This window comes from Rhodoluna lacicola (assembly GCF_000699505.1).
In the GTDB taxonomy this organism is placed as follows: Bacteria; Actinomycetota; Actinomycetes; order Actinomycetales; family Microbacteriaceae; genus Rhodoluna; species Rhodoluna lacicola.
Genome location: NZ_CP007490.1, coordinates 1129759 through 1154812, shown reverse-complemented (window position 1 = coordinate 1154812; position 25054 = coordinate 1129759). Strand labels below are relative to the sequence as shown.

Here is a 25054-nt window from a genome sequence, read left to right as displayed (position 1 = left end):
TATAGAAAGTATTTAATGTCTAATTTTTCAGCGCCAGAACTTATTGTTACCAAGCGCGACAAGGGTGAACTCAGCACAGAGCAAATTAACTGGTTGATTGCTAACTACACCGCCGGATTAGTAGCCGACGAACAGATGTCTGCGATGGCCATGGCAATTTTGCTTAACGGAATGAGTCGCCGCGAAATCAAAGATCTGACTTTGGCGATGATTGCCTCGGGCGAGCGATTGAGCTACGAAGGCCTGGGCGCACCAACTGCCGACAAACATTCAACCGGTGGTGTGGGCGACAAAATAACTTTGCCACTTGCCCCGTTGGTGGCGGTATTTGGTGTGGCGGTGCCGCAACTGTCTGGTCGTGGTCTTGGTCACACCGGCGGCACATTAGACAAGCTTGAATCAATCAAGGGTTGGCGCGCACAAATTTCAAACCAAGAATTCCACCAGCAGTTAGCCGATGTGGGTGCGGTAATTTGCGCCGCCGGCTCAGGTCTGGCACCCGCGGATCGAAAGTTGTATTCACTGCGGGATGTTACCGGAACGGTAGAAGCAATCCCTCTAATCGCGTCATCAATCATGTCCAAAAAAATTGCCGAGGGCACATCGTCTCTAGTTTTGGATGTGAAAGTGGGTTCTGGTGCCTTTATGAAAAACATAGAGCGCGCGCGAGAACTTGCAACGGTGATGGTGCAGCTTGGTCAAGACGCAGGAGTGAACACATCTGCTTTGCTCACCGATATGTCCACGCCGCTTGGTTTGGAAATCGGTAACGCGCTAGAGGTAAAGGAATCACTAGAAGTTCTTGCTGGCGGCGGACCAGCCGACGTGGTTGAAATCACCATCGAACTGGCTCAAGAGATGCTGCGCCTGGCCGGTAAGGGCGATGTTGATGTTGCTGCGGCTTTGAAAGATGGCCGAGCCATGGACAAGTGGCGGCAAATGATTTCTGCCCAGGGCGGCGACCCAGACGCGGCACTACCTGAGGCTAGAGAGCACCACGTCGTGACCGCTCCGGCATCGGGCTATTTGTCACAGCTGGACGCGCTGCAGGTTGGTACCGCCTCTTGGCGTTTGGGCGCCGGTCGTGCGCGCAAAGAAGACGATGTGCAGTTTGGCGCTGGAATCACTTTGCACGCGCAACAGGGCCAGAAGGTTGAGGCTGGGGCACCATTGATGACCCTGCACACTGATGAACCCGAGCGTTTCGACAGAGCCTTGGAAGCACTGGAAGGTTCGTTTAAGATTGAACCTTCAGCTACCGAGCGCAAGATTGTGCTTGAACGCATCAAATAGAAATAGAGGCAACATTCATGGCTAACTTCGACATTCGCTCGTTGCCAAAAATTTCACTGCATGATCACCTAGATGGCGGCCTGCGCCCGCAGAGCATCGTTGAGATGGCAAGCGAAATTGGTTTAGCGCTTCCTGCCGACAACGCCAAAGATTTGCGCAAGTGGTTTGAGAAATCAGCTGACTCTGGTTCGCTGGTTGAATACCTAAAAACATTTGATGTGACCACCGCTGTGATGCAAACGCGTGAGCACCTAACTCGCGTTGCTCGCGAATTCGTTTTGGATCTTGCCAACGACGGTGTGATCTACGGTGAAATTCGCTGGGCTCCTGAGCAACACCTAACTCGTGGACTAACTCTTGATGAAACCGTTGAGGCGGTCCAGGACGGTCTGGAAGAGGGCATGGAATTAGTTGAGCAACAGGGCGGATACATTCGTACCGGTCAGCTGGTGACAGCAATGCGTCACGCCGATCGCGGTCTTGAAATTGCAGAACTTGCCGTGCGCCACCGCAACAATGGCGTGGTTGGGTTCGATATCGCTGGGGCAGAGCAGGGCTTTTTGCCAAGTCGCCACAAGGTTGCCTTTGACTACCTTGCTAGCGAGTTGTTCCCGGTAACCGTGCACGCGGGCGAGGCCGACGGAATTGAAAGTATCAAGGATGCAATTGTTTCTGGTCGTGCTTTGCGTCTAGGCCACGGAGTACGCATCGTTGAGGACATCATGTTTAGTCGCACTGATGGTGAGACAGACTTGGTTGTACTTGGTCCGGTTGCCGAGTGGGTTCACGATCGTGGAATCGTTCTTGAGACCTCACCTTCTTCTAATCTGCAAACCGGCGCAATCTCGCTGCTTGGCGAGACAATGGCCGACCACCCATTCGATATTCTTTACGACTTGGGTTTCAAGGTGACCGTAAACACCGATAACCGCCTAATGAGTGGTACTTCACTTACACGCGAGATGGAACTTTTGGTTGACACCTTTGGATATGGGCTTGAGGACCTAGAGATTTTCCAAATCAATGCAGCCGAAGGTGCCTTCCAGGCGATTGATGACCGTGAAGAGCTCATTGAAATGATTAGCGAAGGTTTCAACGAGGCTGGTCGTTAGTGTCACTGCGCAGGCTTGCTGAGGCGTTTGCCGACAACTCAATTCGAGTCAAGGCCGCCGCGCTGGATCGTGAGCACGCCATCGAACTTGCCGGCGACTTACTTGTTGCCAGCGGAAGGACAACTCCTGAATACACAGCTTCAATGGTCGATGTTCTGGACTCGCACGGGCCGTACTTTGTCATAGCGCCAGGAATTGCTCTGGCGCACGCCAAGCCATCGGAGTTTGTGTTGTCAACTGGGCTAAGTCTGCTCACCCTTGCCGAGCCAATTGTTTTCGGCAACGATGCGAATGACCCGGTTGAACTAGTTTTTGGTTTGTGTGCGATTGACCACAATTCACACATCGAGATGCTTGCCGAGCTCTCCACCTTGCTATCGGATAACGATGCTGTAAACATCCTGTTAAATGCGGGGGATACCGAACAGATTCGGTCGATCTTCGAATAACACAGGGCAGAATGGTCTTATGAAGATCATCGCAGTATGTGGCATGGGCATTGGAACATCAGTACTACTGAAGATGAATGCAGAAAAGGTGCTGACCCAGTTGGGCATTGAAGCAACTGTTGAAGCCACCGATATGAAAACTGCTCGCGAATCCCGCGATGCTCAGGTAATTCTGACCACCCCGGATTTGGCACAGTTGCTTACCGGGTTGCCATCAGAAGTAATCACCATCGAGCACTTCTTTGATCTCGAGGAGCTTACAAAGAAGCTTTCAGCTTCTTTGCTATAGGTCCTGTGAAGCTTTCAGCTTCTTTACTTTAGAAGTTCCTTCATCGCATCGTTCAGCGATGCCAACGTGGCAGTGGCCGCTTCTTTAGATTCTCCTACCGCCTGCAAATAGCACTTAAGTTTTGGCTCGGTTCCCGACGGGCGCACAATCACTCGCCGGCCGTCGGCCAAATCAAATCGCAATCCATCGGTGGGCCCTAGCTTGTCTGTGCCGATTGAAAGATCGGTGAATTTTGCCTCGACACCATCAATCATCACCGGTGGATTTGCGCGTAGGTTCTGCATGATGCTGGAAATTACCGAAAGGTCGGTAACCCGCATCGAAATCTGGCCGGTCGCATAGTGGCCAAACAGTTCGCCGAGCTCGGCTAATTGGTCAGTCAGCGTTTTCCCCTGGCTCGCCAGCTCAGCCGCCATGGCAATTGCGATCAGCGCCGCCGAGATGCCATCCTTGTCTGGAGTCCGTTGCGGGTCCACGCAGTAGCCAAGCGCCTCTTCGTAGCCGAACAGCAGGTTGGGAACTTTGGAAATCCACTTGAATCCGGTGAGAGTTTCTTGATACTCCAGCCCAAAGTGATTCGCCACCTTGCCAAGCGCCGAGCTCGAGACGATGGAACAGGCCAGGGCTCCAGTTTTACCGTCGGCAACCGCGCGCCGAGCCACCTGGTAGCCAAGTAGCAGGCCAATCTCATCGCCGGTTAGCCGGCGCCAACCCTCGGCAACTGATGAATCAGGAACACCGATAGCCAGCCGATCGGCATCAGGGTCGTTAGCAATAATCAGGTCGGCTCCAACCTCACGTGCTTTTGCAAATGCCAAGTCCATCGCTCCCGGTTCTTCTGGATTTGGAAAAGCCACGGTTGGAAAGTTTCCGTCTGGCAAGAGCTGTTCGTCAACGGTAAAAGGTTTTGGTAAGCCAACTGCTTCAAAGAGCTCCTGGGTTGTGCGCCAGCCGACACCGTGCATTGCGGTGTAGACAATTTTTAGGGACTCAGCGTTTTCGATTTCACCGGTCAACGAAGCAGTCTCGGCTACGTAGGCTTGTCGAATTTCATCGCCAATAACTTCATAGTTAGTTGACTTTGGAATTTCATCGAAGGTTTGACTCGCTGCGATCGCACGAATTTTGTCGGCAATTTGCTTATCGGTTGGTGAAATGATCTGTGAACCACCATTTGCTCCACCTAGATAAACCTTGTACCCGTTATCGCGCGGGGGATTGTGTGAAGCGGTGACCATGATTGCAGCTGATGCGTTCAGGTGCTTACCGGCAAAAGCTAAAACCGGGGTCGGCACGACACCGTCAAACAGCATGGTGCTGATTCCTGCTGCGGCAAAAATCTCGGCTGAGTCACGGGCAAAGATAGCGCTGTTGATGCGACCATCAAAACCAATCACCACTGATGCATCGTTCTTAAAGTTTTCATTCACATAATCGCGGATTCCGGCAGCGGCTTGCGCGACCAAGACTCGATTCATGCGATTTGGTCCGGCGCCAAGTTCACCGCGCAACCCAGCGGTACCAAAGTCAAGTCGCGATCCCATTCGCGCTTCAATAGCCTGGGTATCGCCAGCGGCAATAAGCGCCAGAAGTTCTTCGCGGGTTTCAGTATCGGGGTCCTGCGCGGCCCAGGCCCTAGCCGCATCAAATAACTGCGTGGTCATTTGCTAAATCTTGGCAACGATCTGAGCTAACAGGGCGCTGATGCGTGATTCGGCATCTTTACCCGCCTGCAAAACCTCGGCGTGACTCAGCGGTTCTTTTTGAATGCCGGCCGCCAAATTAGTGATTAGCGAAAGGCCAAGGATCTCCATGCCTGCTTCACGGGCTGCAATTGCCTCAAGTGACGTTGACATTCCAACGATGTGGCCGCCGATGTGTTTTGCCATCTGAACTTCGGCAGGGGTCTCGTAGTGCGGGCCGCGGAATTGGCAGTAAACGCCCTCATCTAGCGAAGCGTCAACGGTGCGGGCTAGCTCGCGCAGGCGCTTTGAGTATAGGTCAGTCAGGTCAACAAACTTTGCGCCCTCAAGTGGGCTGTCGGCGGTTAGGTTGATGTGATCGCTAATCAAAACCGGAGTTCCTGGTTTCCAGGTTTCTTTGATGCCGCCGGCACCGTTGGTCAAAATCATGGTTTTGGCGCCGGTAGCCGCAGCAGTGCGCACGCCGTGGGCAACGCGACGAACGCCGTGACCCTCGTAGTAGTGAGTGCGGGCACCAAGCACCAGTGCATGTTTTCCACTTGGCAATTTAATCGATCGAATCGTTGCCACGTGACCCTGAACAGCCGGTGCAGAGAATCCCACGATTTGAGCAGCGTCAACCGTTGCCACGGTCTCACCGATAAGATCGGCGGCCTTGGCCCAGCCAGAGCCCAGGGTCAGAGCAATGTCGTGATTTGCGACTCCGGTTAGCTCCGCGATGCTGGCCGCCGCCTGCTTTGCGATTTCAAATGGGTTGGCCGCTGAATTGTCTAGTGGGTTGTTCATGCTTCGAGTCTACGACTGGCAGAATGGGGTAAGTGAGCGATAACGAAACCAAAAAACACCACATCGTCATTATTGGCGGCGGCCCTGGGGGATACGAAGCGGCACTTGCCGGCACGCAGCTTGGTGCCCAAGTAACGCTGATCGAGCGCTCGGGTATCGGTGGTAACGCGGTGCTAACCGATGTGGTTCCGTCCAAGACTCTGATCGCCACAGCCGAGGCCGCTCAGCGGGTAGCTCACGCGGAAGCCCTTGGGGTTTACTTCTCTATTGACGGTAAAAAGGTCAAACCAAAAACGGAAATCGATCTTGGTGTTGTAAACGAGCGTTTGCTAAATCTGGCGCAAAACCAATCTGAAGATATGCGCGACCAACTAATTCAGGCTGGCGTGCGCGTGATTGCCGGCAATGGTCGTCTTGACGGAAATCACCACGTGATTGTCGACGCAATTGAAGATGGCAAGTCTGAGCGCCTTGAGGCAAAAACCATCATCGTTTCCGTTGGTGCCCACCCGCGTCAACTAGCTTCGGCAAAGCCAGATGGTGAGCGAATTCTCACTTGGACCCAGCTTTATAACCTCACCGAATTACCGGAACACATCATCGTGGTTGGTTCGGGTGTTACCGGTGCAGAGTTTGCATCTGCCTACCGAGCGCTAGGAAGCGAAGTAACTTTGGTATCTAGCCGTGAAACAGTCCTGCCGGGCAACGACGCAGATGCGGCTCAATTGCTTGAGCAGGTCTTCCGAAACAACGGCATCAATGTGATGAACAAGACTCGAGCCGAAAAAGTAGTCAACACCGGCAACGGTGTAGAGGTGACTCTTGCAGATGGAAGAGTGATTCAGGGCTCGCACTGTTTGATGGCCGTAGGTGCAATTCCAAATACCGCAGGTCTTGGGCTTGAAGAAGCCGGAGTTGTGCTTACCGAATCAGGCCACATTCAGGTAAATAAAGTTGCCAGAACTTCTCGTGCAAATGTTTATGCAGTTGGTGACTGCAGCACTTTCTTGCCGTTGGCATCGGTTTCGGCAATGCAGGGGCGCACTGCGGTATTCCACACCATGGGGGATGTTGCTTCACCAACAGAGGTTCGCAATGTTGCGTCGAATGTTTTCACTGCACCTGAGATTGCATCAGTTGGCTGGATGGAACAAGACATAAAAGACGGCAAAGTAAACGGCTTTGTTGAAAAGATTGATTTGAACACTAACCCACGTGCAAAAATGCAGGGGCTAGATTTTGGTTTTATTAAGTTGATCTGTTCAACCGGCGGAACGGTTATTGGTGGAGTAGTCGTTGCGCCTAGGGCCTCGGATTTGATTTACTCAATCGCGATTGCAATCGAAAACCGATTGACTGCAGATGAGCTTGCTCGCACCTTTACTGTTTACCCATCGCTGAGTGAGACCATCAGCAACGCTGCTCGCGCGCTGCACAAGCCTAATGTTTAGCCTCGCGCAAGCGCTCAGTTGCCAAACGTGTGATTAGTCCTCGAGCTCTAGCAGCACGGTTCCCGCAGGAACGGTGGTGCCAACCTCGGCGCTGATTGACTTGATCTTGCCGGCCTTGTGCGCGTTCATCGGCTGCTCCATCTTCATGGCTTCAAGTACCACAACTAGGTCACCTTCTTGCACGGTGTCACCAACTGCAACCGCAATCTTGACCACGGTTGACTGCATCGGTGCTTTGACGGTGTTGCCTGAGCCACCACCAGCGGTAGCGTGCGAGTGGCTCTTGCGCTTTGGTGCGTGGCCTGCATTCACCGGTCCGGCAGCGGCGGCACCAAGAAGGCGCTTAGGCATTGAAACCTCAATGCGCTTGCCATTGACCTCAACCACAACGTTGTTGCGCTCGGCTGGCTCTTCGGCTGGTTCGGCAACTCCACTCCAGGCTGGAATGTCATTTACCCACTCGGTCTCAATCCATCGGGTGTAAATGCCAAACTTGTTTGCCGCAGCGTCACCGATAAAGGCCGGGTCATTAACGATCTTGCGGTGGAACGGCAGCACGGTTGGTAGGCCGGCAACTTCCATCTCGGCAAGTGCGCGACGTGAACGAGCCAGAGCTTCTTCGCGAGTTGCGCCGGTCACGATTAGCTTGGCCACCATTGAGTCAAACGATCCTGAAATTACATCGCCAGATTCAACACCGGTATCAACGCGAACGCCGGGACCAGACGGTGCCTTGAACACGTGAACCGGGCCAGGTGCTGGCATAAAGTTGCGGCCAGCATCTTCACCGTTGATGCGGAATTCAAAAGAGTGACCTTTGATGACTGGGTCTGGGTAATCCAGCACGCCGCCCTCAGCTAAGCGGAATTGTTCACGCACCAGATCAAGACCGGTTACTTCTTCAGAAACCGGGTGCTCAACTTGCAAACGGGTGTTGACCTCAAGGAACGAAATGGTTCCGTCTTGGGCAACCAAGAATTCACAAGTTCCTGCGCCCTGGTAGCCAACCTCTTTCAAAATCGCTTTTGACGATGCGTACAGGCGATCGATTTGATCCTGAGTCAAGAATGGGGCGGGAGCCTCTTCAACCAATTTTTGGTGACGGCGCTGCAGTGAACAGTCACGAGTTGAAACGACAACCACGTTTCCGTAGGCATCGGCAAGACACTGGGTCTCAACGTGGCGAGGCTTCTCTAAATACTTTTCAACGAAGCACTCACCGCGACCAAACGCTGCGATTGCTTCACGAGTTGCCGATTCAAAAAGTTCGGCAACTTCTTCTTCTTTGTAAGCCACCTTGATGCCGCGGCCACCGCCACCGAATGCTGCCTTGATAGCAACCGGCAGGCCGTGCTGCTTTACGAAATCCAAAACTTCCTCTGCGCCGGAAACTGGGTCAAGAGTTCCAGGGGCAAGTGGTGCGCCGGCCTTTTCGGCAACGTGGCGAGCGGAAACCTTGTCACCAAGTTGATCAATCGCTTTTGGTGATGGACCAATCCAAATCAAACCAGCATCGATAACCGCCTGCGCAAAGCTGGCGTTCTCGGCAAGGAATCCATAGCCCGGGTGAACGGCGTCGGCACCCGACTTTTTGGCAACGCCCAAAATCTTCTCAATCACCAGGTAAGTCTCAGGACCAGTGGTGCCGTGCAGTGCATAGGCCTCGTCGGCAAGCTTTACGTGCATTGCGTCCCGATCTTGATCCGCGTAGACCGCAACCGATTGAATGCCGGCATCCTTTGCGGCGCGGGCGATGCGCACGGCAATTTCGCCACGGTTAGCAATGAGGACCTTGGTGATCTTTTTTGGGGTTGAAGTCATAATTCCCAAGCCTATTGGCTAAAAAGGGCCATTTATTGGCCCAAAATCACAAAAAAATCGCGAAACTACTGTGAAAAGGTCCAGCGAGCAGACTCAGCGGGTGGCCATTTATTGACTGGTATTGGGGTTATTTATTCCAAAGGCTTGGGTATTCAACGCCCAGGCTAATGACCAGTTCGCGAAGCACCGGCAGGCTTAGGCCAATAACGGTATGGGCATCTCCCTCGATGGAACGCAGAAAAGCACCGCCTAACCCGTCAATCGTGAAGGCTCCGGCTACCTTGAGTGGTTCACCGGTGGCCACGTAGGCCTCGATCTCGGCATCGCTGATGTCGGCAAAGTGAACGATGGTGCTGCTTACTCGGCCCGCGGCTGGCGGCAACTGGCCCGGGGCCGGATTGCGGTTGTCGATAACCCAGTGCCCAGAAAACAGGGTTCCAGCTCTGCCACGCATTGACTTCCAGCGGTCGCGGGCCACGTCTGCTTCATGTGGCTTGCCCAATGCCTTGCCGTCAAAATCCAGTGACGAGTCGCAGCCAATTACGATTGCGCCGGCGGCATCGGGGTGATTCAAAACTGCCTCGGCCTTGGCTTTCGCCAAAATCTGCACCATGTGAGCTGTGGTGTCAATCAGTCCGGCTTCGATTGAGCGAGCGGTTAGCGCCTCTTCGTCAACTCCGGGCGAAATAGTGGTTGGTTCGATTCCGCCTGCACGAAGCAAAGCCAGGCGGGCGGGTGAGGTGGAGGCAAGTACTAAACGAGTCACACCGATACTCTGGCACACTTGTCAGGTGAACAAAACTACAAACTGGGTCGGCCAGAACTTAACCCTCACCATCGATAAGGTGGCCCACGGCGGCATTTTTGTTGCTCGCCATGATGGACGCGTGGTTTTTGTCTCGCACGTTTTGCCGGGCGAAAAAGTGAAGGCAGTGGTTTATGAAGACCGCGGTGGTTCATTCTGCCGTGCGGAACCAACCGAAATTCTTGAGGCCTCACCGGATCGCGTAAAGCACTTCTGGAAGCAGGCTGGACCTAGCGGAGCAGGTGGCGCTGAATTTGGCCACATTGCTCTTGCTCGTCAGCGCGAGTTAAAGGCTGACGTATTAGAAGAAGCCTTGGACCGAATGGCAGGTATTAAGTTGCGTCCAGTGGTTGAGGCAGCGCCGGGTGACGACGAAGTGAATGGTTTGGGTTATCGCACTCGCGTTCAATTGCACGTTGATGAAGCTGGCACCGTTGGACCGTACCGGGAACGCAGTCACGACGTTGTAAAGGTGCGCGACCTGCCGTTGGCGGTTGAAGAAATTCGCGAGTTGGAATTTCAAAACAAAAACTTTCAAGACGTAAAGAAAATTGAAGTCGCTGTTTCTAGCACCGGTCAGGTGCAGTGGAAGATTGACAAAAAACTAAAGGGTGACGAGCGCCTAATTGAGCGCGCGTCCGGCCGTACTTTCAGAATTAGTGGTGGCGGATTTTGGCAGGTTCACAAGAAAGCCGCCGAGGTGCTTACCGGTGCGGTCAATGAGATGATTGCCGCCGTGGGCATTGACCTAGAAGCTGACAACCTTGATCTTTATGGCGGCGTTGGCTTGTTTACCGGAACAATTGCCGCCAAGTTTGGCAAAGAACTGCGCATGACCAGCGTTGAGTCTTTCAAAGTTGCCACTGAGGATGCAACGTTAAATCTGGCAGATTTACCAAGGGTGAAAGCTGTTTGTTCGGCTACCGAGCGATTCCTTAATGAGCGCGTTGGCAACCTAGACAAGGGTGGCAAAGTGGCAAGCCCGCGCAACTCAACCATCGTGCTTGACCCGCCTCGTGCCGGGGCAGGGGCCAAAGTAGTTAATCAATTGCTGGCAATTTCACCAGCGCACATTGTTTATGTTGCTTGCGATCCGGTTGCGTTGGCTCGAGACCTAAAGCCTTTGCTGGCCGGTGGTTACGAGCTCAAGGCTCTTCGCGCCTTTGACCTTTTCCCGCACACTCACCACGTTGAAGCTGTGGCAAGTTTGGTGCGAAAGAACTAACCATGCAACTGCGTGAACGCGATAAACCAATTTGTGTTGCGATAGTTGATGATCACGATGCAATTCGTTTTGCATTCAAGGCTGCTTGTCCCGAGTTTGGTTTTCAATTCTGTGCTTCGGCTGGCTCAGTCACCGAGCTGCTAGAGAAAACCCCCGATATTCGGTGCGATGTGATTGTGATGGACCTTTCGCTGGCCGATGGATCGATCGTCGCGGAAAATGTGACCAGGCTAATCAAGACCGGCGCTCAGGTAGTTATTTTCAGCATCGCTGACAAGCAGAACCTTGTGCGGGCGGCACTCAAGGCTGGTGCGGCAACACTGGTTCCCAAAGCCAAATCGATGGAGGAGCTGGCCTCGGCCATTCGCTTGGTGGCCGAAGGAATCTACGTCAACACTTTGCAAACCGCTGCAGCCATTGACTCTGATTCCGAATTTAAGGCGGCCAATCTTTCACCCCGTGAACGTGAGGTGCTGAGCCTTTACGCCTCTGGCTTTGCCCTAAAGCAGGTAGCGGCCGAATTGAACATAAAGATTTCTACCGCCAAGGAGCACATTGACCGCGTGCGCGCAAAGTACTCTGTGTTGGGTCGCGCGGCATCTACAAAAACTGAACTTTTGGTTCGCGCAATTGAAGACGGAATTCTTGAAGAAAGCTCTTTGTAGCAATGCAATTCAGGAGGGTTGAGCCAAATAAATCTTTGGCGCTGGCCAGGGTTAATACCCTTCTGGAAAGGGTATTTTCTTTTGCTTCCATTTTGATCAGCTCGCAAACACTGACCAACGCATTCGCCGAATACAGCAAATATGAGTTGAATCCCTTTTGGTTTTGGTTGAATGTTGGCCTGATTACCGGCTCAAACCTGCTGATAATTTTCTTGGTTTGGATTCGCAGGTCCGGGCGCTTTGGGTTTATTGCGTTGACGCTATCAAGTGCTTTTGCGATAGTCACCTGGTCGTTCCAACTCGATGGAATGGAATTAGACCCGGGGGAGCAACCTTGGATTTGGTGGACGGTTGGTATTGGTGGAATAAGTGCCGTGGGTGGCTTTGGCGTCTACATCGCTAGTTTCTTCTTGGTGATTTTGCCGACGATGTGGTTCTTTCTGCAGGTATCCGACATTGGTATTCCGGTGGATCCCTGGGTTGCATTGCAAGATTCAAGTTTTTCGTTCTTATTCAGTTCTGTGCTTGCAGGTTTTGTTTGGGTATTGCGCTATGAGGCTGCCAAGGTCGATGAGGCAAATCACGAGGCAAATCTTGCGGCGATTGAACTCTCTCGCGCCGATGCGATTCATCGAGAGCGCGATCGGATTGATGCTTTGATTCATGATTCGGTGCTTACCACACTGCTTTTGGCTGCGAGTGCCGAGGACCAGCGCTCCGAATTAGCTGCCCAGGAATCAGCTAGGGCTGCGATTCAGAAACTCAGCAGTCTTGAACACGATCGAATCATGGATCAAAACATTTCAGTAAGTTCGCTGTTCAGTGCGCTAGAGGTGGCGGTTCATAGATTCTCAGACAGCGTTGCTTTGGAGAGCGAGGGGGCTTCAGATCTTCCGGTTCCCGCGGAGCTATCAGCGGCAGTCACCGAGTCAATGCTGCAGGCGTTGGCCAATGCCAAGAATCACGCTGGTTCTGGAGCATCAATCAGCGTTTTCCTAAAGGGATCCGCCAAGGGTTTCAAGATAGTCATTAAAGACAATGGCCGCGGCTTCAGACCGTCTAGGGTTCCTAAAAATCGCCTTGGCTTGCGGTTATCGATTGTTGGTCGAGTTGAAGCAGCCGGCGGAAAAGTTTTTATTGATTCAAAAATCGGTGTTGGCACAAACGTAATCATTGAGTGGAGTGCAGCATGATTCGCATTCCGCGATGGTTGGTGGCGATTCTGGGTCTGCTGTTTGGTTTATTTCATGCGGGACTTGGTTTTGCATCCCTAAGTGGAGTTGAGCAATACGAGTACCCATTGCTAGCCATTCTGCTTTATCTAGCGGCAATAATCGCGTCAATGATTTTTTATCGGGGCCCAAACCTGCCCCTGACACAGGCGATTCTTAATTTGGCGGTAGCAGCCATAGTTCCGCTGCTGGTGAATGCCAATCTTGATCCACAAACTGCTGATGCTTACTCAACTTGGTACGTGGTGGGCATTGCAACCCTGATGGCCACAACCGCGGTGCGCCAGCAAAAACTAATTGCCTGGGTTGGTACAGTTCTGCTGGTCATTCAGGTTGTTGCTTGGGCTGGACTATTTGCCGGGATTCAAGCCGGTTTGATTGGTGCATTGCTACTCGTCTTCGCCGGTCACACAATTTCTGTTGGTTTGAAGAGCGCCTATCGACGCACCATGGAATTCACTGAGGCCGCGCGCAATTCTCAAATGCAGGCTGCGGCTAATGCCGCGGCAAGCGAAGAGCGTCGCGCTCGATTGGATCTAGCTCTTCGTGGCGCCTTGCCGATGCTGCGTGAAATTGAATCACAGCGAGGCAAACTCTCAAATAGTCAAAAACTTGAGGCCAGGCTCTTGGAGGCATCTCTAAGAGATGAGATTCGTGGTCGCGGTTTGATGTCAGCTGAAATTCGTGAGGCGGCAAAACAAGCTCGAATGCGTGGGGTTGAAGTAATCATTCTTGATGAGGGTGGATTGGATAACATGACTGATTATTCGCGCAAAGAAATTTTGCAGAAGGTTGCCAACTCGTTTGCACAGGTTAACGAAGGAAGAATTACCCTGAGAGCGCCATCCCAAGAAGACTGGAAAATTACTTTGGTGGCCACAAGGCCCGGGGTGGCCAAACCAGACATCTGGTTGAAGTTTTAGCGTCGTCGCTCATCGGTAAGACTGCCACTTAAAAGAAAAGAGCGATTCTTTCGAATCGCCTTTTCAGTCCCCAATCAGGTTTTCGCCTGACCCCAGATTCAATCGCTATTCCCCTTTTTCAGCGATAAAACCTTCAATTTCCAGTATGAATGCTTGGGGTCTTGGGATAGTCAAAAATGGAGTCCCCTCTTAGGGGGACATTCGATAACGCTTGAGCGAATGGCTTGAGATTTAGTTAAGTCCCGTGAAGGCGAGCAAGCCTTCACGCTTGAGCGAATCACTTGAGATTTAGTTAAGTCCCGAGCGGTAAGCACCGCGCCACTGGCCCGGCCCCGGCACGATCGGGTGACGCAGCTGCGCCACGTTTCTAGACCACGATGATTTGAGCGGGCGCTCGTAACCGGTGGCAGTTGCCTCTTCCTCGGCGTGCGCGGCCTCGAGCACGGCAATGACCGTGGCGAGTTCCTCGGGGGTGGGCGCGCCGGAAACCACTTGGATCGATTCGCTGAATTCAGTCATTTTTACGTGTTTATTTTGTTTGTGGCGATTTAAAGTGGAATGTTTCCGTGCTTCTTAGGTGGCAGGTTTGAACGCTTGGTACGCAGCGCACGCATTGCCTTGATCACAGAAATGCGCGTTGCTTTCGGCTCAATAATTCCGTCAAGCTCTCCACGCTCGGCAGCTAGGAACGGCGAGGCCACGTTATAGGTGTACTCGGCTGCAAGTTTGGCGCGAACGGCAGCGACATCCATGCCAGCTTCTTCAGCCTTTTTAATCTGATCGCGGAACAAGATGTTAACCGCACCCTGACCACCCATAACCGCAATCTCGGCGGTTGGCCAAGCCAGGTTGATATCTGCACCAAGTTGCTTGGACCCCATAACGATGTAAGCGCCGCCGTAGGCCTTGCGAGTAATCACAGTTACTAATGGCACGGTTGCCTCAGCGTATGCGTAGAGCAACTTTGCTCCACGACGAATCACACCGGCCCACTCTTGATCGGTTCCTGGCAGGTAACCAGGTACGTCAACCAGGGTAAGGATCGGAATTGAGAATGCGTCACAGAAGCGCACGAAGCGGGCAGCCTTTTCACCGGCTTCAATATTTAAAGTTCCCGCCATTTGCTGCGGCTGGTTAGCGACGATGCCAACACTGCGACCATCAACTCGGGCAAAACCTATCAAAATATTAGGCGCAAACAACGGCTGCACCTCAAGGAATTCGCGCCCATCAACGATGCCCTCAATCACAGTCTTCATGTCATAAGGCTGGTTTGGTGAATCGGGAATTATTGAGTTGAGTTTCTCGTCGGCATCGGTGATTTCAAGTTCACCCTCTGGCGCGTACTGAACTGTTTCAGAAAGATTATTTTCGGGCAGGTAGCTGAGCAGCGCACGAGCGTAGTCAATTGCATCTGCTTCGTCATCGGCAAGGTAGTGAGCAACACCTGATCGCTCGTTGTGTGCACGCGCTCCACCGAGTTCTTCCATGCCAACATCTTCACCGGTGACAGTTTTGATTACGTCTGGTCCGGTGACAAACATGTTTGATGTTTTGTCGACCATGATCACGAAGTCAGTTAGCGCGGGGGAGTAAACGGCACCGCCGGCCGCAGGACCCATGATCAAAGAGATCTGTGGAATGACGCCTGATGCCATGGTGTTGCGCTTGAAAATTTCACCGTACTTACCAAGCGCAATCACGCCCTCTTGAATGCGAGCACCACCGGAATCAAGGATTCCAATAATTGGCACACCGGTGGCTATTGCAAGATCCATTACCTTGATGATTTTGTTGCCGGCAGCTTCACCAAGTGAGCCACCAAAAATTGTGAAGTCCTGAGAAAAAAGTGCAACCTGTCGGCCGTGAATTGTGCCAACTCCGGTGACCACCGCGTCACCGTAAGGGCGGTTTTTATCCATGCCAAATGCAGTCGAGCGGTGGCGAACGTATTCATCGATTTCAACAAATGAACCCGGGTCCAGCAGCATTTCAATGCGCTCTCTTGCGGTGTTCTTTCCTTTGGCGTGCTGCTTGGCGATCGCAGTTTCGCCGGCGGCGGTCACTGCTTCGTGATAGCGCTGGCGCAGGTCCTCAATTTTGCCCTTGGTGGTGGCAATGTCTGGATTCAAGCGAATTGCCTGGGTGAAAGTATCTTCAAAGGTCATGGACTTCACTTTACCCAGTGAAAAGGGGCATTCCTTTGGCAGTTTGCTACTGCTAATTACAAAATCTGCTGTGCGAAACCTACAGACAGTACCCTTAGACCATGGATTTCCCTAAGAGTAGCCACATTGCGGCCCAGTTGGAGTTTGTTGCCGAAACCGGCTCTACCAATGCCGATTTGATTGCCAATTCAGCGAACACCGATGACTTCAGCGTGCTGGTGGCCGGGTTTCAATCTGCCGGACGGGGTCGCGCCGGTCGTGACTGGGTGGCTCCTGCCGGCAGCTCGCTATTTGTATCGGTGTTGTTGAAACCGACTGGAGTCGCAGCTACCAATTTTTCGTGGCTGCCACTGATGGCCGGACTGGCGATGACCAAGACCGTTGCCGCACTGATTCCTGATGCGCAAGTTGGCTTGAAATGGCCGAACGATGTTTTAGTGGGAGAAAAGAAAGTCTCTGGTGTGCTCAGTGAGCTGGTCGGCGATCTAAGTGGAGTGGTTATCGGCGCCGGCCTAAACGTTCGTCAAGATAAAAGCGAATTACCAATCGAAAACGCAACATCTTTGCGGTTGGAGGGCGCTCAGTCCCTTGAGCTCGATGACATTCTTTCCATCTATTTAGAAAATCTTCGCGGACTTTATGATCCTTGGGTGTCTGCCGCCGGAAACGCAGTTGCTAGCGGGCTTCGAAATCAGGTGATTGCCGCATGTTCAACGCTTGACCATGGTGGCACCAATCGTGTGCGAGTTATTTTGCCCGGTGATGAAGAACTTCTTGGAGCCGCGGTTGGAATTGACGACACCGGTCGTCTAATTGTGAAGCCAAATGCTGGCGATGATGTTGTCGCTGTGGCTGCCGGAGATATTGTGCATCTGCGCCACAATTAAGCGATGAGTTTTTTAGCCGAGCAGCGCATCGCGCGCATTCGACCTCGTGGTTCCAAGTTGTTCTTACCTAATCTGTTTCTATTTGCCGCCTGCTTTGCGATGGCTTTTTTTGGCGGAAGACTAACCGAACAGTGGCAATACACCTTGCTATGGGTTGGTTCTGGCTCAGTGGCCTTCTTTTTTTGGTTCATTCCACTGCTTCGTTTCATGAGCACTTTTCTTGATGTGACCACCACGAGGGTGCTTTATCGATCTGGATTGCTTGGGCAGAAGCGTCGCGAGGTCAGCCTGACTCTGATTAAAGATGTGCAACTTACTAAGGGCCGAACTATCAGCATCATTATTGATGGCCAGGAGCCAATTGTGATTCCAGGCATCGCCAAGCATAAAACCGTGGCGGTAGAGATTGATCGGCTAGCTGCCGCCCTGTAGGCAAATGATTGGGCCGCATTCCGGCAAAATAGAAGTATCAAGAGTTAGGAATGGCATGACCAAGCACTCTCCGCGCGTAGGCGTGATTGGTGGCGGCCAACTGGCTCGCATGATGACCCCGCCGGCAATCAACCTAGGAATCCAAATCAAGGTCTTGGCTGAAGCAGAGGGCTCATCAGCACAACTCGCTACCAGTATGGTTGGTGACTACAACCAACTTGATGTGGTGCGCGAATTTGCGCGCGGTGTTGATGTCATCACATTTGACCACGAACACGTGCCGATCTCTGTGCTGCAGGCACTAGAGGCAGAAGGCGTGAACATTCAGCCACCAAGCAAAGCCCTTGCCTTTGCGCAAAATAAATTGCACATGCGCCAAAGGCTCAGCGCACTTGGTTTGCCGATGCCAGCCTGGGCCGAGATCCGCGATGCAGCCTCGCTAGATGATTTCATCGCGGCAAACGGTGGCGTAGCGATTTTAAAAACCCCGATTGGCGGCTACGACGGCAAAGGCGTTCGCGTGGTACGCGCATCTGTGGACGCAAAAGACTGGCTTGAAAATCTTGCATCTTTTGGTGGAAGTTTGTTGGCCGAAGAGAAAGTGGACTTCGTTCGCGAACTCGCCCAACTAAGTGCCCGCACTCCAAGTGGTGAATTTCAAGCTTGGCCGCTGGTTGAAACCATCCAAGAAAACGGCGTATGTTCTGTCGTGCTGGCCCCGTCACCAGAGGCAACCGCAGCAACTTTACAGACCACTGCAGCCATCGCAAAGCAAATCGCGGAAGCGCTGGGTGTTACCGGAGTGCTTGCCGTCGAGATGTTTGAGGCGCGTGATGGTCGAATTGTGATCAATGAACTTGCCATGCGCCCGCACAACTCCGGACACTTCAGTATTGAGGGATCCGTGACCTCGCAATTCGAGCAGCACATAAGAGCGGTGCTTGATTTGCCGCTTGGTTCAACTGCGCCTCGCGCTGCCCACGCAGTGATGGTCAATTTACTTGGTGTTGATGAGCAAAATAATTTTGTTCAGGCACTTGATAAGGCTTTGGCTGCACATCCGGATGCCAAGGTGCACACCTACGGAAAAGGCGCCAGAGCCGGCAGAAAAATGGGCCACGTCACCGTAGTCGCCGATTCTGCTGAGCATGCTCTTGCTGAGGCCAGGGGCGCTGCCGCCGTTTTGCTACGGGGATAACTTAAGCCCCTTGGGTAAAATTTGAGGGTAGCCGCGTAAAAGGAGCCCTCAATGACAAGCGAAATCAAGCCAGTAGTTGGCGTTGTCATGGGCTCAGACTCTGACTGGTCAGTTATGTCAGATGCAGCGCAGACACTCAAGGATTTTGGTATCGAATACGAGGTTGAGGTGCTGTCGGCCCACCGCACTCCTGAAAAGATGATCGAGTGGGGTAAAGCCGCGGCTGGCCGAGGCATCAAGGTGATTATCGCCGGTGCCGGCGGAGCCGCCCACCTGCCGGGCATGTTGGCTTCTGTTACAACTCTTCCGGTAATCGGTGTTCCTGTGCCGCTTTCAAAACTTGATGGCATGGATTCGTTGCTCTCGATTGTGCAGATGCCCGCGGGGATTCCGGTGGCAACAGTTTCTATCGGCGGTGCGAAGAACGCGGGAATTTTAGCGGCGCGCATTTTGGGTGCGTTTGATCAAAAACTTTCTGCCGCAATGGCCGCTTACAGTGAAGACCTAAAAGTTCAGGTCGCTGAGAAGAATGCGAAACTGAAATCACAAATCTAAGCCCAAGGTTGAGTCAGCGAACACCACAGCGCAATTCACCTCGTGTTCGTGCAACCGGCCCTTTCCGAAATACCGAGCGCGCTACTCCGCAACAAATGCATCGCCGCGCTTGGTGGTTGTTGCTACTCACCGTTCTAGTTCCTGGGTCGGCGCAATTGGTCGCCGGCAATAAAAAACTAGCCCGCGTTGGCATCAGCGCAACAATTGGTTTTTGGATTTTCTTTTTGTTGCTTGTGGTAATTGGATTAATCAACCGGAGTTGGGTGATCTGGTTAGTTACTCTGCCGGTGCTGATTTGGGTTTTGTCTGCGGCGCTAATCGGCTACTCAATTCTGTTTGCCATCCTCACCCTGGACACTCTTCGACTGATGCGCTTGGGTCGTCTTTACAGCCGTGAGCGCTGGATCACCTTTGGCGCGGTTGTGCTGGCCGGAATTTTTGGTACCTCAGCTATTTCTTATGCTGGAAATCTTGCCGGGGTGCAGGCTAATTTCATCGGCAGCATCTTCAATCAGGGTGGCTTTACCTCGCCGGTCGATGGGCGTTACAACATCATGCTGCTTGGTGCCGATGCGGGAGCCGATCGTTTTGGAATTCGCCCGGACTCAATCTCTGTAATCAGCATCGACGCAGCCACTGGGCAGACCGTGAACATAGGAATTCCGCGCAACATGCAGCACGTGGGGTTTTCATCGGGGTCCCCAATGAACAAGATTTACCCAAACGGTTGGAACTGTGGAATTGATTGCTTGATTAATGCGATCTATAAAGATGCAGAAGATAACCACGCCGATGCCTACCCCGATGCCGCGAAAAAAGGTTCAACCCCAGGCACTGAAGCAACCAGAGATGCGGTTGAGTATGTCACCGGGCTACAGATTCAGTCTTACGTGCTGGTCGACATGGCCTCGTTCACACAGCTAATTGATGCTTTGGGTGGCATCACCATCAATGTAAAGGAACGACTACCTATTGGTGGTCAGCGCGACGACCTCTCTGATGTGAAGGGTTGGATCGAGGCCGGAAAGCAACACATGGATGGCTACACCGCTCTTTGGTATGCCCGCAGCCGCCACAGCACCAGTGACTACGACCGCATGCGTCGGCAGCACGAGGTGGAGCAGGCCGTTCTTAGCCAGATTGAGCCAGCAACCGTATTGACACGCTTCCAGCAAATAGCTTCGGCGGGTCAAAAGTTGGTGCGCACCGATATTCCTAGCCCAATGCTCGCTCAGTATGTGGAACTAGCTGGCAAGGCTCGTGCCATAGGTATCCAAGAACTGAGTTTGGTTCCACCAAAAATTGACGTGATTCACCCAAATTTCTCAGCAATTCATGAAATGGTAAAAAGGTCCTTCGCAACAACTAATGCAGCTGGCGAAGTAAAGGAGTAATTATGAAGAAGACTCTTGCAGTCTCCATCGCAGCTCTATCAATCGGCACTTTGTCAGTATTTTCTCTGACCGGTTGTGCACTTCTGTACCCAAACTGGGGCACCGACCAAAACCCTTCGACTTCACAATCTCCGTCGGCCACAGAGGTGTCACCGACACCAAGCGAATCTCCATCGGCCTCGGCGGCACCTAGCCTTGGTGTTGCAAAATTCAACTTCATTGATTTGAGTGTGGACTCTGCAACCGGATACGTTTCTGCGGTAGTTGAAGTCACCAACGCGGCTGAAGACGGCGGAAAGTGCACCTTCACACTAGCCAGCGGAGGCGTGACCAAAACCGTTTCGGTCAAAGCAGAGGCAAATGTTTCAACCACTCAGTGCTACCCGGCAATGCTGCCAACCGCTGGCCTACCAAAAGGTAAGGCAACCGTCACGGTCTCTTATGTTTCGGCAGCCTATGAAGGCAGCACCAGCGCGGGAGTCACCATACCGTGATTGCAAACCAGTTTTCAAGACTGGTAGCGATAGTTGTTTCAGCACTCCTAGTCGCGACCGGGTTTGTTGCCCTGTCTGCGGCACCTAAAGCCCAGGCGGCGGATGCCTCAAAATTTGATCCGGGCCTAATTATTAGTGACAGCGTTTTTTATGACTTTGGAGCAATGTCTGTCACAGAGATTCAAAGATTCTTAAACAGCCAGGTTCCTTCTTGCAACGACGGCGACGGCGGGCCAAAGTGTTTGAAAGATTACACGGAGGACATTGTAGGTTCAGCGGCAATCGCAGACACCCTGCACTGGTGGGATGAAAACCCAAAGGTTTGCACCGATATTGCTCCCGCTCAAAATCAAACAGCCGCGCAAATTATTTTCAAGGTTGCCCAAGCTTGCGGGATTAATCCGCGCGTTATTTTGGTGACTCTGCAAAAAGAGCAGGGCTTGGTGCAGGCTCGAAACCCAACCGAGTATATGTATAAAGCCGCAATGGGCTACGGTTGCCCCGATGCTCACCCAGAAATTTGTGGCAAGGACTCTTTGGTATCCAGCAGATTGTTCTGGCAGGTTTTGCGCGGAGTCTCACAATTCAAGTGGTACGGCGACCCAAGAGGATCTTTCACTTACCTTGCAGTGGGATCGACCAAGCAAATTTCATACCAGGCCAACAACCCTGGCTGTGGAAAAAAGAGTGTGACCATAAAGAGCCGAGCAACTGCTGCCCTTTACTACTACACGCCTTACACACCTAATGATGCCGCCCTGGCTAACCTCTACGGCACCGGTGACTCGTGCAGCGCATACGGAAACCGAAACTTTTGGCGCTTCTACACCGATTGGTTCGGTGACCCTATTGGTGGTGGCTTCCTGCTCAAGAGCTCACAATCTGACACTTACCTAATCGTCGACGGCAAGAAGTATTTGATTGACGATGTTGACACAATTGCGGCCATGAAACCGCTTGGTCCGCTTGGCACCGTGTCACAGGCATATCTTGATTCCTTCGTTGATTCTGGCAAGGCAAGCCGTTTGGTTAAGTCACCGGCGCTTGGCAACTACTACTTCATCGACGGTGGTCAAAAGTACAAGTTCACCAACTGCACGCAGGTTGCAGTGTTTGGTTTAGATTGCAACAACGCAATCACCCTGACTCAAAACCAGATGAACGCTCTAGCATCAGCAAGCGGAGTTACCGAATACCTTTCGGGCGACGCGGGTCAAACCTTCTTGATTCAAGATGGAGCCAAGCGACAAATTCTTGATGAAGATTCGCTTGCGGACTCTCGCATCGGTGTTCCTGCGCTGTCCACCATCAAGGTTTCTGCATTCAAGAATCTTCCGTGGGGAAAGCCGATTATCCGCAAAGGTGTTTCTTTCACGAACCTTGCCACCGGTCAGCTTGCCTTGTATGACGGAACCTTTTACTACGACATAGATAAGGCAACCGCGGCCGACATCGACTTCACCAAGTGGTTCCCTAAGTCAACCGGCAGCATGCTTGGCGAGGCGATCGCCAGCGTGGCCGGTCCGGTGGCAATTAAGAGCATCATGAATGACGCCGCCGGTAACCAGTACCTAATCACCAAAGAGGGAAAGCGCAAGGTTGCCGATGCCCAGGTGATTTCAAAGAACGCTCCGGTGGTTTCTGATGAATTCTTGGCTCAAATTCCTGATGCTCCAACTGCAGTGGAATCAACCCTGGTGGTAAAGACTGCAGCCGCAAAGTCGATCTATCTGGTCGCCGGTGGTGAAAAGCGATTGGTGCTGAACGCTGCAGATGTTTCTAAATTTGCACCCGTTTTGAAATCCACCAAGGCAGAGACGCTATCAAAATCCGCGGTAGCGCAGATTCCAAGTGGACACCCAGTTATTGCCCCTGGAACCTATGTGCGTTCAAGTGATTCCACCAAGACCTACCTAATTGATGGTTTCAAGCGGGCACTAGTTGTTAACGACGCCAATCAGGCGGCCCTGTTAGGTCTTAAGAACTTGCGGACCATCCCTGCTGCTCAATTCAAGGGCTATGCAAAGACCAGCAAACTAAGCGGCATCAAATTCGTTTGTGACGCAAATTACTTTGTGGCAATTACCGGAAAGCTTTACCCGCTTTCGGAAATTGATGCCAGTCATTACCCTGGCCGTGGCCAGACTCTAGACAAGGCAACCTGCGCGGCACTGGCAACCACTAGCACCACACTTGGTCGATTCGTTAGAACTGCTGCCAAGTCTTATTTCTTGATTGAGGGTCAAACCAAACGCGCAATCAAGAATGTTGCTGCTTACGAAAAACTTCGCGGAACCGCACCAAAAGCTGTGCTGGTTGGCCCGTTCTTTTTGACAAAAATCCCAACCGGTAAGGCTGCGGGGGTGAGCTTTTCAGTAGATCGTTTCAACGTGGAGCCGCCAATTGTTTTCCCTGAGCCATCGGTTAGCCCTAGCCCATCACCAAGCCCATCGGCTACTCCTTCGGCCAGCCCAAGCCCTTCGGCCAGCCCATTGGCCAGCGCCAGCCCAACCCCTGTTTCATCACCCAAGCCAAGCACCACGGCAAAGCCAAAAACTTACACGGTTGTCGCCGGTGACTTGCTTTCCAAAATTGCCACCAGGTTTGGTGTGAGTACTACGGCACTGATGCAGGCAAACAAGATCACCAATGCCAACCTGATTAAGGTTGGCCAAGTTTTGGTTATTCCTTAGATTTGGTTTTTGCGTTGGCGAAAACTAAGCAACCGAACTCGCTTGGGAGATCGACCGCGAGGTTCTAGCATTTCCTCTGGTTGGTTTACCTTCACGACAAAGAGCGCAAGAAGTACCCAACCAATTTCAATTAAGATTCTTGACTCAGTCAGACTCCAGACTGCCAAGCCCATAAAAATTAAGATTGGCCAGAGGTAAAGGGCCACAGTGTGTCGCACGGCCAGACGCCAAAGTTTTATGAAAGTGGTCAAAAATAAAATCCCAAAAATCGCTGCACCAATAAATCCCAGCTGCAGGGTGATGTCTAGGTAGGCATTGTGTGCCTGGTAGTAGGGAACATTGTTAATCACAACCAAACCCTCGTATGGCTCAACCCCGGGCATCCAGTGACTGGTCCAACCCCAGCCAAAAACTGGTCGCTGTTCGATTAGTCCCAGAACGAGTTTCCAAATGCCACTTCGCCCGGTCATGTCTGGGCTTTTGCCGAAGAATTCAAAAACAGTTGCCCGGAAGAAAAGAACAATCACACCAACAGTCCCGGCGAATGCCCAAGCCACTCGGTAGTACTTATGACGAACTTCACGCTCTTTGCCCTCTGCCGCAATTGAAACGATGGCGGCAATCACAATCGCTGTCATTGCAAAACCGATTCCAGCAGACTTGGCCAGCAACATGGTTGTCACAGAAGCCAAAATACAAAGTGCGCTAACCCAACGCTTCGTGCCGATGATTGCGTACTCAACCGCAAAGGTGACTACGCCCAGCATGGCAACAAATGCCAGCAGATTAGAGTTGCCCACAATTCCCTGAATTCGCTCACCGTCAAACAGGTTTCCCTGAGTCCAGTAGAAGGCAGCGGCAGGAGGCTTCTCACCGGAGTAATTTTTGAAAATCGGTGCGATTGGTCCTTGAACAATTGCCGCCGCAACAAACTCAAAAATTAGCGAGGCGCCAAGGATGAAGCGAATCACATTCGCAAAGACGCGCAGTAGGTGCCGCCAGCTGAACAGCCCCACTAGGAACAAGGCGAATGCGGTGGTGGCAATTTGTGAGACTGTTGCCAGTGCGGTGATCGAAGGATAGGCCGACCATATTGTGCTGAGGGCCATCCAGCCCAAGGCTGCCCAAAGTGGCCAAGGAATCTCACGAAAAGTGTTGCTTGGTTGATTCTTGAAAAACAGCACCATCGAGATTGATAGCAGGACCAGCAGGACCGCGCCCCAGCCCAGCCAGCCAATGCTGTAGCGCACGGCGTCGCCCGCCATCAAAGTGAAGATTCCCGCCGAAGCCGTCCAGGTCTTGGAGCGGTAGCCCTTTTCGCGCGTGTTGAAAACCACGCGAATAGGTCTAGTCAGTGCAGTCATTGCAGCTTCCGGTCGGGGTTATGTAAGTCTAATTCGCGTCAGCTGACTTTGCTCTGTCTGCATTTTTGAGCGCTCAAAGCTGGAGCTGCGAAGTTAGGCTAGACCCGCTGGGTGA

At 52.5% G+C, this 25054-nt stretch carries 23 protein-coding genes; 16 read left to right on the top strand and 7 right to left on the bottom strand.

The features are described from left to right. Positions 1 to 15 precede the first annotated feature (15 nt). The 4 genes from RHOLA_RS05690 to RHOLA_RS05675 are packed head-to-tail and all read left to right on the top strand — an operon-like array spanning position 16 to position 3143. Complete coding sequence (locus RHOLA_RS05690) at positions 16 to 1293, top strand: thymidine phosphorylase (protein ID WP_038503068.1); 1278 nt, start codon at positions 16 to 18, stop codon at positions 1291 to 1293. Between the two features lie 17 nt (positions 1294 to 1310). Continuing rightward, positions 1311 to 2405, top strand: a complete 1095-nt coding sequence (locus tag RHOLA_RS05685) for an adenosine deaminase (RefSeq protein WP_038503066.1) — start codon at positions 1311 to 1313, stop codon at positions 2403 to 2405. Continuing rightward, a complete protein-coding gene (locus tag RHOLA_RS05680; RefSeq protein ID WP_051636327.1) occupies positions 2405 to 2854 on the top strand; it encodes a PTS sugar transporter subunit IIA in 450 nt (149 codons plus the stop codon). Before RHOLA_RS05685 ends, RHOLA_RS05680 begins: the two co-directional genes overlap by 1 nt. Before the next feature lie 19 nt (positions 2855 to 2873). Continuing rightward, entirely contained in the window at positions 2874 to 3143 is a 270-nt protein-coding gene (locus RHOLA_RS05675; RefSeq protein ID WP_038503064.1) for a PTS sugar transporter subunit IIB, read from the top strand. A gap of 23 nt (positions 3144 to 3166) precedes the next feature. Here RHOLA_RS05675 and RHOLA_RS05670 read toward each other — a convergent pair whose 3' ends face one another. Continuing rightward, a complete protein-coding gene (locus tag RHOLA_RS05670; protein ID WP_038503063.1) occupies positions 3167 to 4807 on the bottom strand; it encodes a phospho-sugar mutase in 1641 nt (546 codons plus the stop codon). Positions 4808 to 4810: 3 nt separating this feature from the next. Beyond that, complete coding sequence (locus RHOLA_RS05665) at positions 4811 to 5632, bottom strand: purine-nucleoside phosphorylase (RefSeq protein WP_038503060.1); 822 nt, start codon at positions 5630 to 5632, stop codon at positions 4811 to 4813. Between the two features lie 32 nt (positions 5633 to 5664). Between RHOLA_RS05665 and RHOLA_RS05660 the strand changes: the two genes are divergently transcribed. After that, on the top strand, positions 5665 to 7083 hold the full coding sequence (locus RHOLA_RS05660) for an NAD(P)H-quinone dehydrogenase (protein WP_038503058.1): 1419 nt from the start codon (positions 5665 to 5667) through the stop codon (positions 7081 to 7083). Between the two features lie 33 nt (positions 7084 to 7116). Here RHOLA_RS05660 and RHOLA_RS05655 read toward each other — a convergent pair whose 3' ends face one another. After that, positions 7117 to 8904 (bottom strand): acetyl/propionyl/methylcrotonyl-CoA carboxylase subunit alpha, encoded by a 1788-nt coding sequence (locus tag RHOLA_RS05655; protein ID WP_038503056.1) that lies wholly within the window; start codon positions 8902 to 8904, stop codon positions 7117 to 7119. Positions 8905 to 9031: 127 nt separating this feature from the next. Beyond that, positions 9032 to 9670, bottom strand: coding sequence for a Maf family protein (locus RHOLA_RS05650; protein ID WP_038503053.1), 639 nt, complete (start codon positions 9668 to 9670; stop codon positions 9032 to 9034). A 25-nt stretch (positions 9671 to 9695) separates the two neighbouring features. On the opposite strand from RHOLA_RS05650, the gene RHOLA_RS05645 reads away from it, so the two are divergent. The 4 genes from RHOLA_RS05645 to RHOLA_RS05630 all read left to right on the top strand — a co-directional run bounded on the left by RHOLA_RS05645 (position 9696) and on the right by RHOLA_RS05630 (position 13754). Further along, the gene (locus RHOLA_RS05645; RefSeq protein WP_038503051.1) at positions 9696 to 10934 is read left to right on the top strand and encodes a class I SAM-dependent RNA methyltransferase; all 1239 of its coding nucleotides are present in this window, start codon (positions 9696 to 9698) and stop codon (positions 10932 to 10934) included. Between the two features lie 2 nt (positions 10935 to 10936). Continuing rightward, on the top strand, positions 10937 to 11599 hold the full coding sequence (locus tag RHOLA_RS05640) for a response regulator transcription factor (protein WP_038503048.1): 663 nt from the start codon (positions 10937 to 10939) through the stop codon (positions 11597 to 11599). Positions 11600 to 11691: 92 nt separating this feature from the next. Beyond that, positions 11692 to 12792, top strand: coding sequence for a sensor histidine kinase (locus RHOLA_RS05635; protein ID WP_144239030.1), 1101 nt, complete (start codon positions 11692 to 11694; stop codon positions 12790 to 12792). Further along, positions 12789 to 13754 carry a hypothetical protein gene (locus tag RHOLA_RS05630; protein WP_038503043.1) on the top strand — a complete coding sequence of 322 codons (966 nt, stop codon included), beginning with the start codon at positions 12789 to 12791 and terminating at the stop codon, positions 13752 to 13754. The genes RHOLA_RS05635 and RHOLA_RS05630 overlap by 4 nt, the downstream gene beginning before the upstream one ends. 288 nt (positions 13755 to 14042) lie before the next feature. Here the strand turns inward: RHOLA_RS05630 and RHOLA_RS05625 are convergent, their stop codons facing one another. Beyond that, positions 14043 to 14273: an acyl-CoA carboxylase subunit epsilon gene (locus RHOLA_RS05625; RefSeq protein WP_038503041.1), complete on the bottom strand. Its 231-nt coding sequence runs from the start codon at positions 14271 to 14273 to the stop codon at positions 14043 to 14045. 29 nt (positions 14274 to 14302) lie between these two features. Next, complete coding sequence (locus tag RHOLA_RS05620) at positions 14303 to 15922, bottom strand: acyl-CoA carboxylase subunit beta (RefSeq protein WP_038503039.1); 1620 nt, start codon at positions 15920 to 15922, stop codon at positions 14303 to 14305. A 101-nt stretch (positions 15923 to 16023) separates the two neighbouring features. Between RHOLA_RS05620 and RHOLA_RS05615 the strand changes: the two genes are divergently transcribed. From RHOLA_RS05615 to RHOLA_RS07125, 7 genes are read left to right on the top strand one after another with little or no spacing between them, the layout of a single operon-like run. Continuing rightward, positions 16024 to 16809, top strand: coding sequence for a biotin--[acetyl-CoA-carboxylase] ligase (locus tag RHOLA_RS05615; protein WP_038503037.1), 786 nt, complete (start codon positions 16024 to 16026; stop codon positions 16807 to 16809). A gap of 3 nt (positions 16810 to 16812) precedes the next feature. Then, a complete protein-coding gene (locus RHOLA_RS05610; protein ID WP_038503034.1) occupies positions 16813 to 17241 on the top strand; it encodes a PH domain-containing protein in 429 nt (142 codons plus the stop codon). Between the two features lie 55 nt (positions 17242 to 17296). Next, positions 17297 to 18439 (top strand): 5-(carboxyamino)imidazole ribonucleotide synthase, encoded by a 1143-nt coding sequence (locus tag RHOLA_RS05605; protein ID WP_038503030.1) that lies wholly within the window; start codon positions 17297 to 17299, stop codon positions 18437 to 18439. Positions 18440 to 18490: 51 nt separating this feature from the next. Further along, positions 18491 to 18994 carry a 5-(carboxyamino)imidazole ribonucleotide mutase gene (gene purE / locus RHOLA_RS05600; protein WP_038503028.1) on the top strand — a complete coding sequence of 168 codons (504 nt, stop codon included), beginning with the start codon at positions 18491 to 18493 and terminating at the stop codon, positions 18992 to 18994. Between the two features lie 8 nt (positions 18995 to 19002). Beyond that, positions 19003 to 20388, top strand: a complete 1386-nt coding sequence (locus RHOLA_RS05595) for an LCP family glycopolymer transferase (RefSeq protein ID WP_051636325.1) — start codon at positions 19003 to 19005, stop codon at positions 20386 to 20388. A gap of 2 nt (positions 20389 to 20390) precedes the next feature. Continuing rightward, entirely contained in the window at positions 20391 to 20882 is a 492-nt protein-coding gene (locus RHOLA_RS05590; RefSeq protein WP_038503025.1) for a hypothetical protein, read from the top strand. Then, complete coding sequence (locus RHOLA_RS07125; RefSeq protein WP_051636324.1) at positions 20879 to 23575, top strand: LysM peptidoglycan-binding domain-containing protein; 2697 nt, start codon at positions 20879 to 20881, stop codon at positions 23573 to 23575. Before RHOLA_RS05590 ends, RHOLA_RS07125 begins: the two co-directional genes overlap by 4 nt. Here the strand turns inward: RHOLA_RS07125 and RHOLA_RS05580 are convergent. Further along, positions 23572 to 24939: an O-antigen ligase family protein gene (locus RHOLA_RS05580; protein WP_051636323.1), complete on the bottom strand. Its 1368-nt coding sequence runs from the start codon at positions 24937 to 24939 to the stop codon at positions 23572 to 23574. The genes RHOLA_RS07125 and RHOLA_RS05580 overlap by 4 nt on opposite strands. Positions 24940 to 25054: the final 115 nt, after the last annotated feature.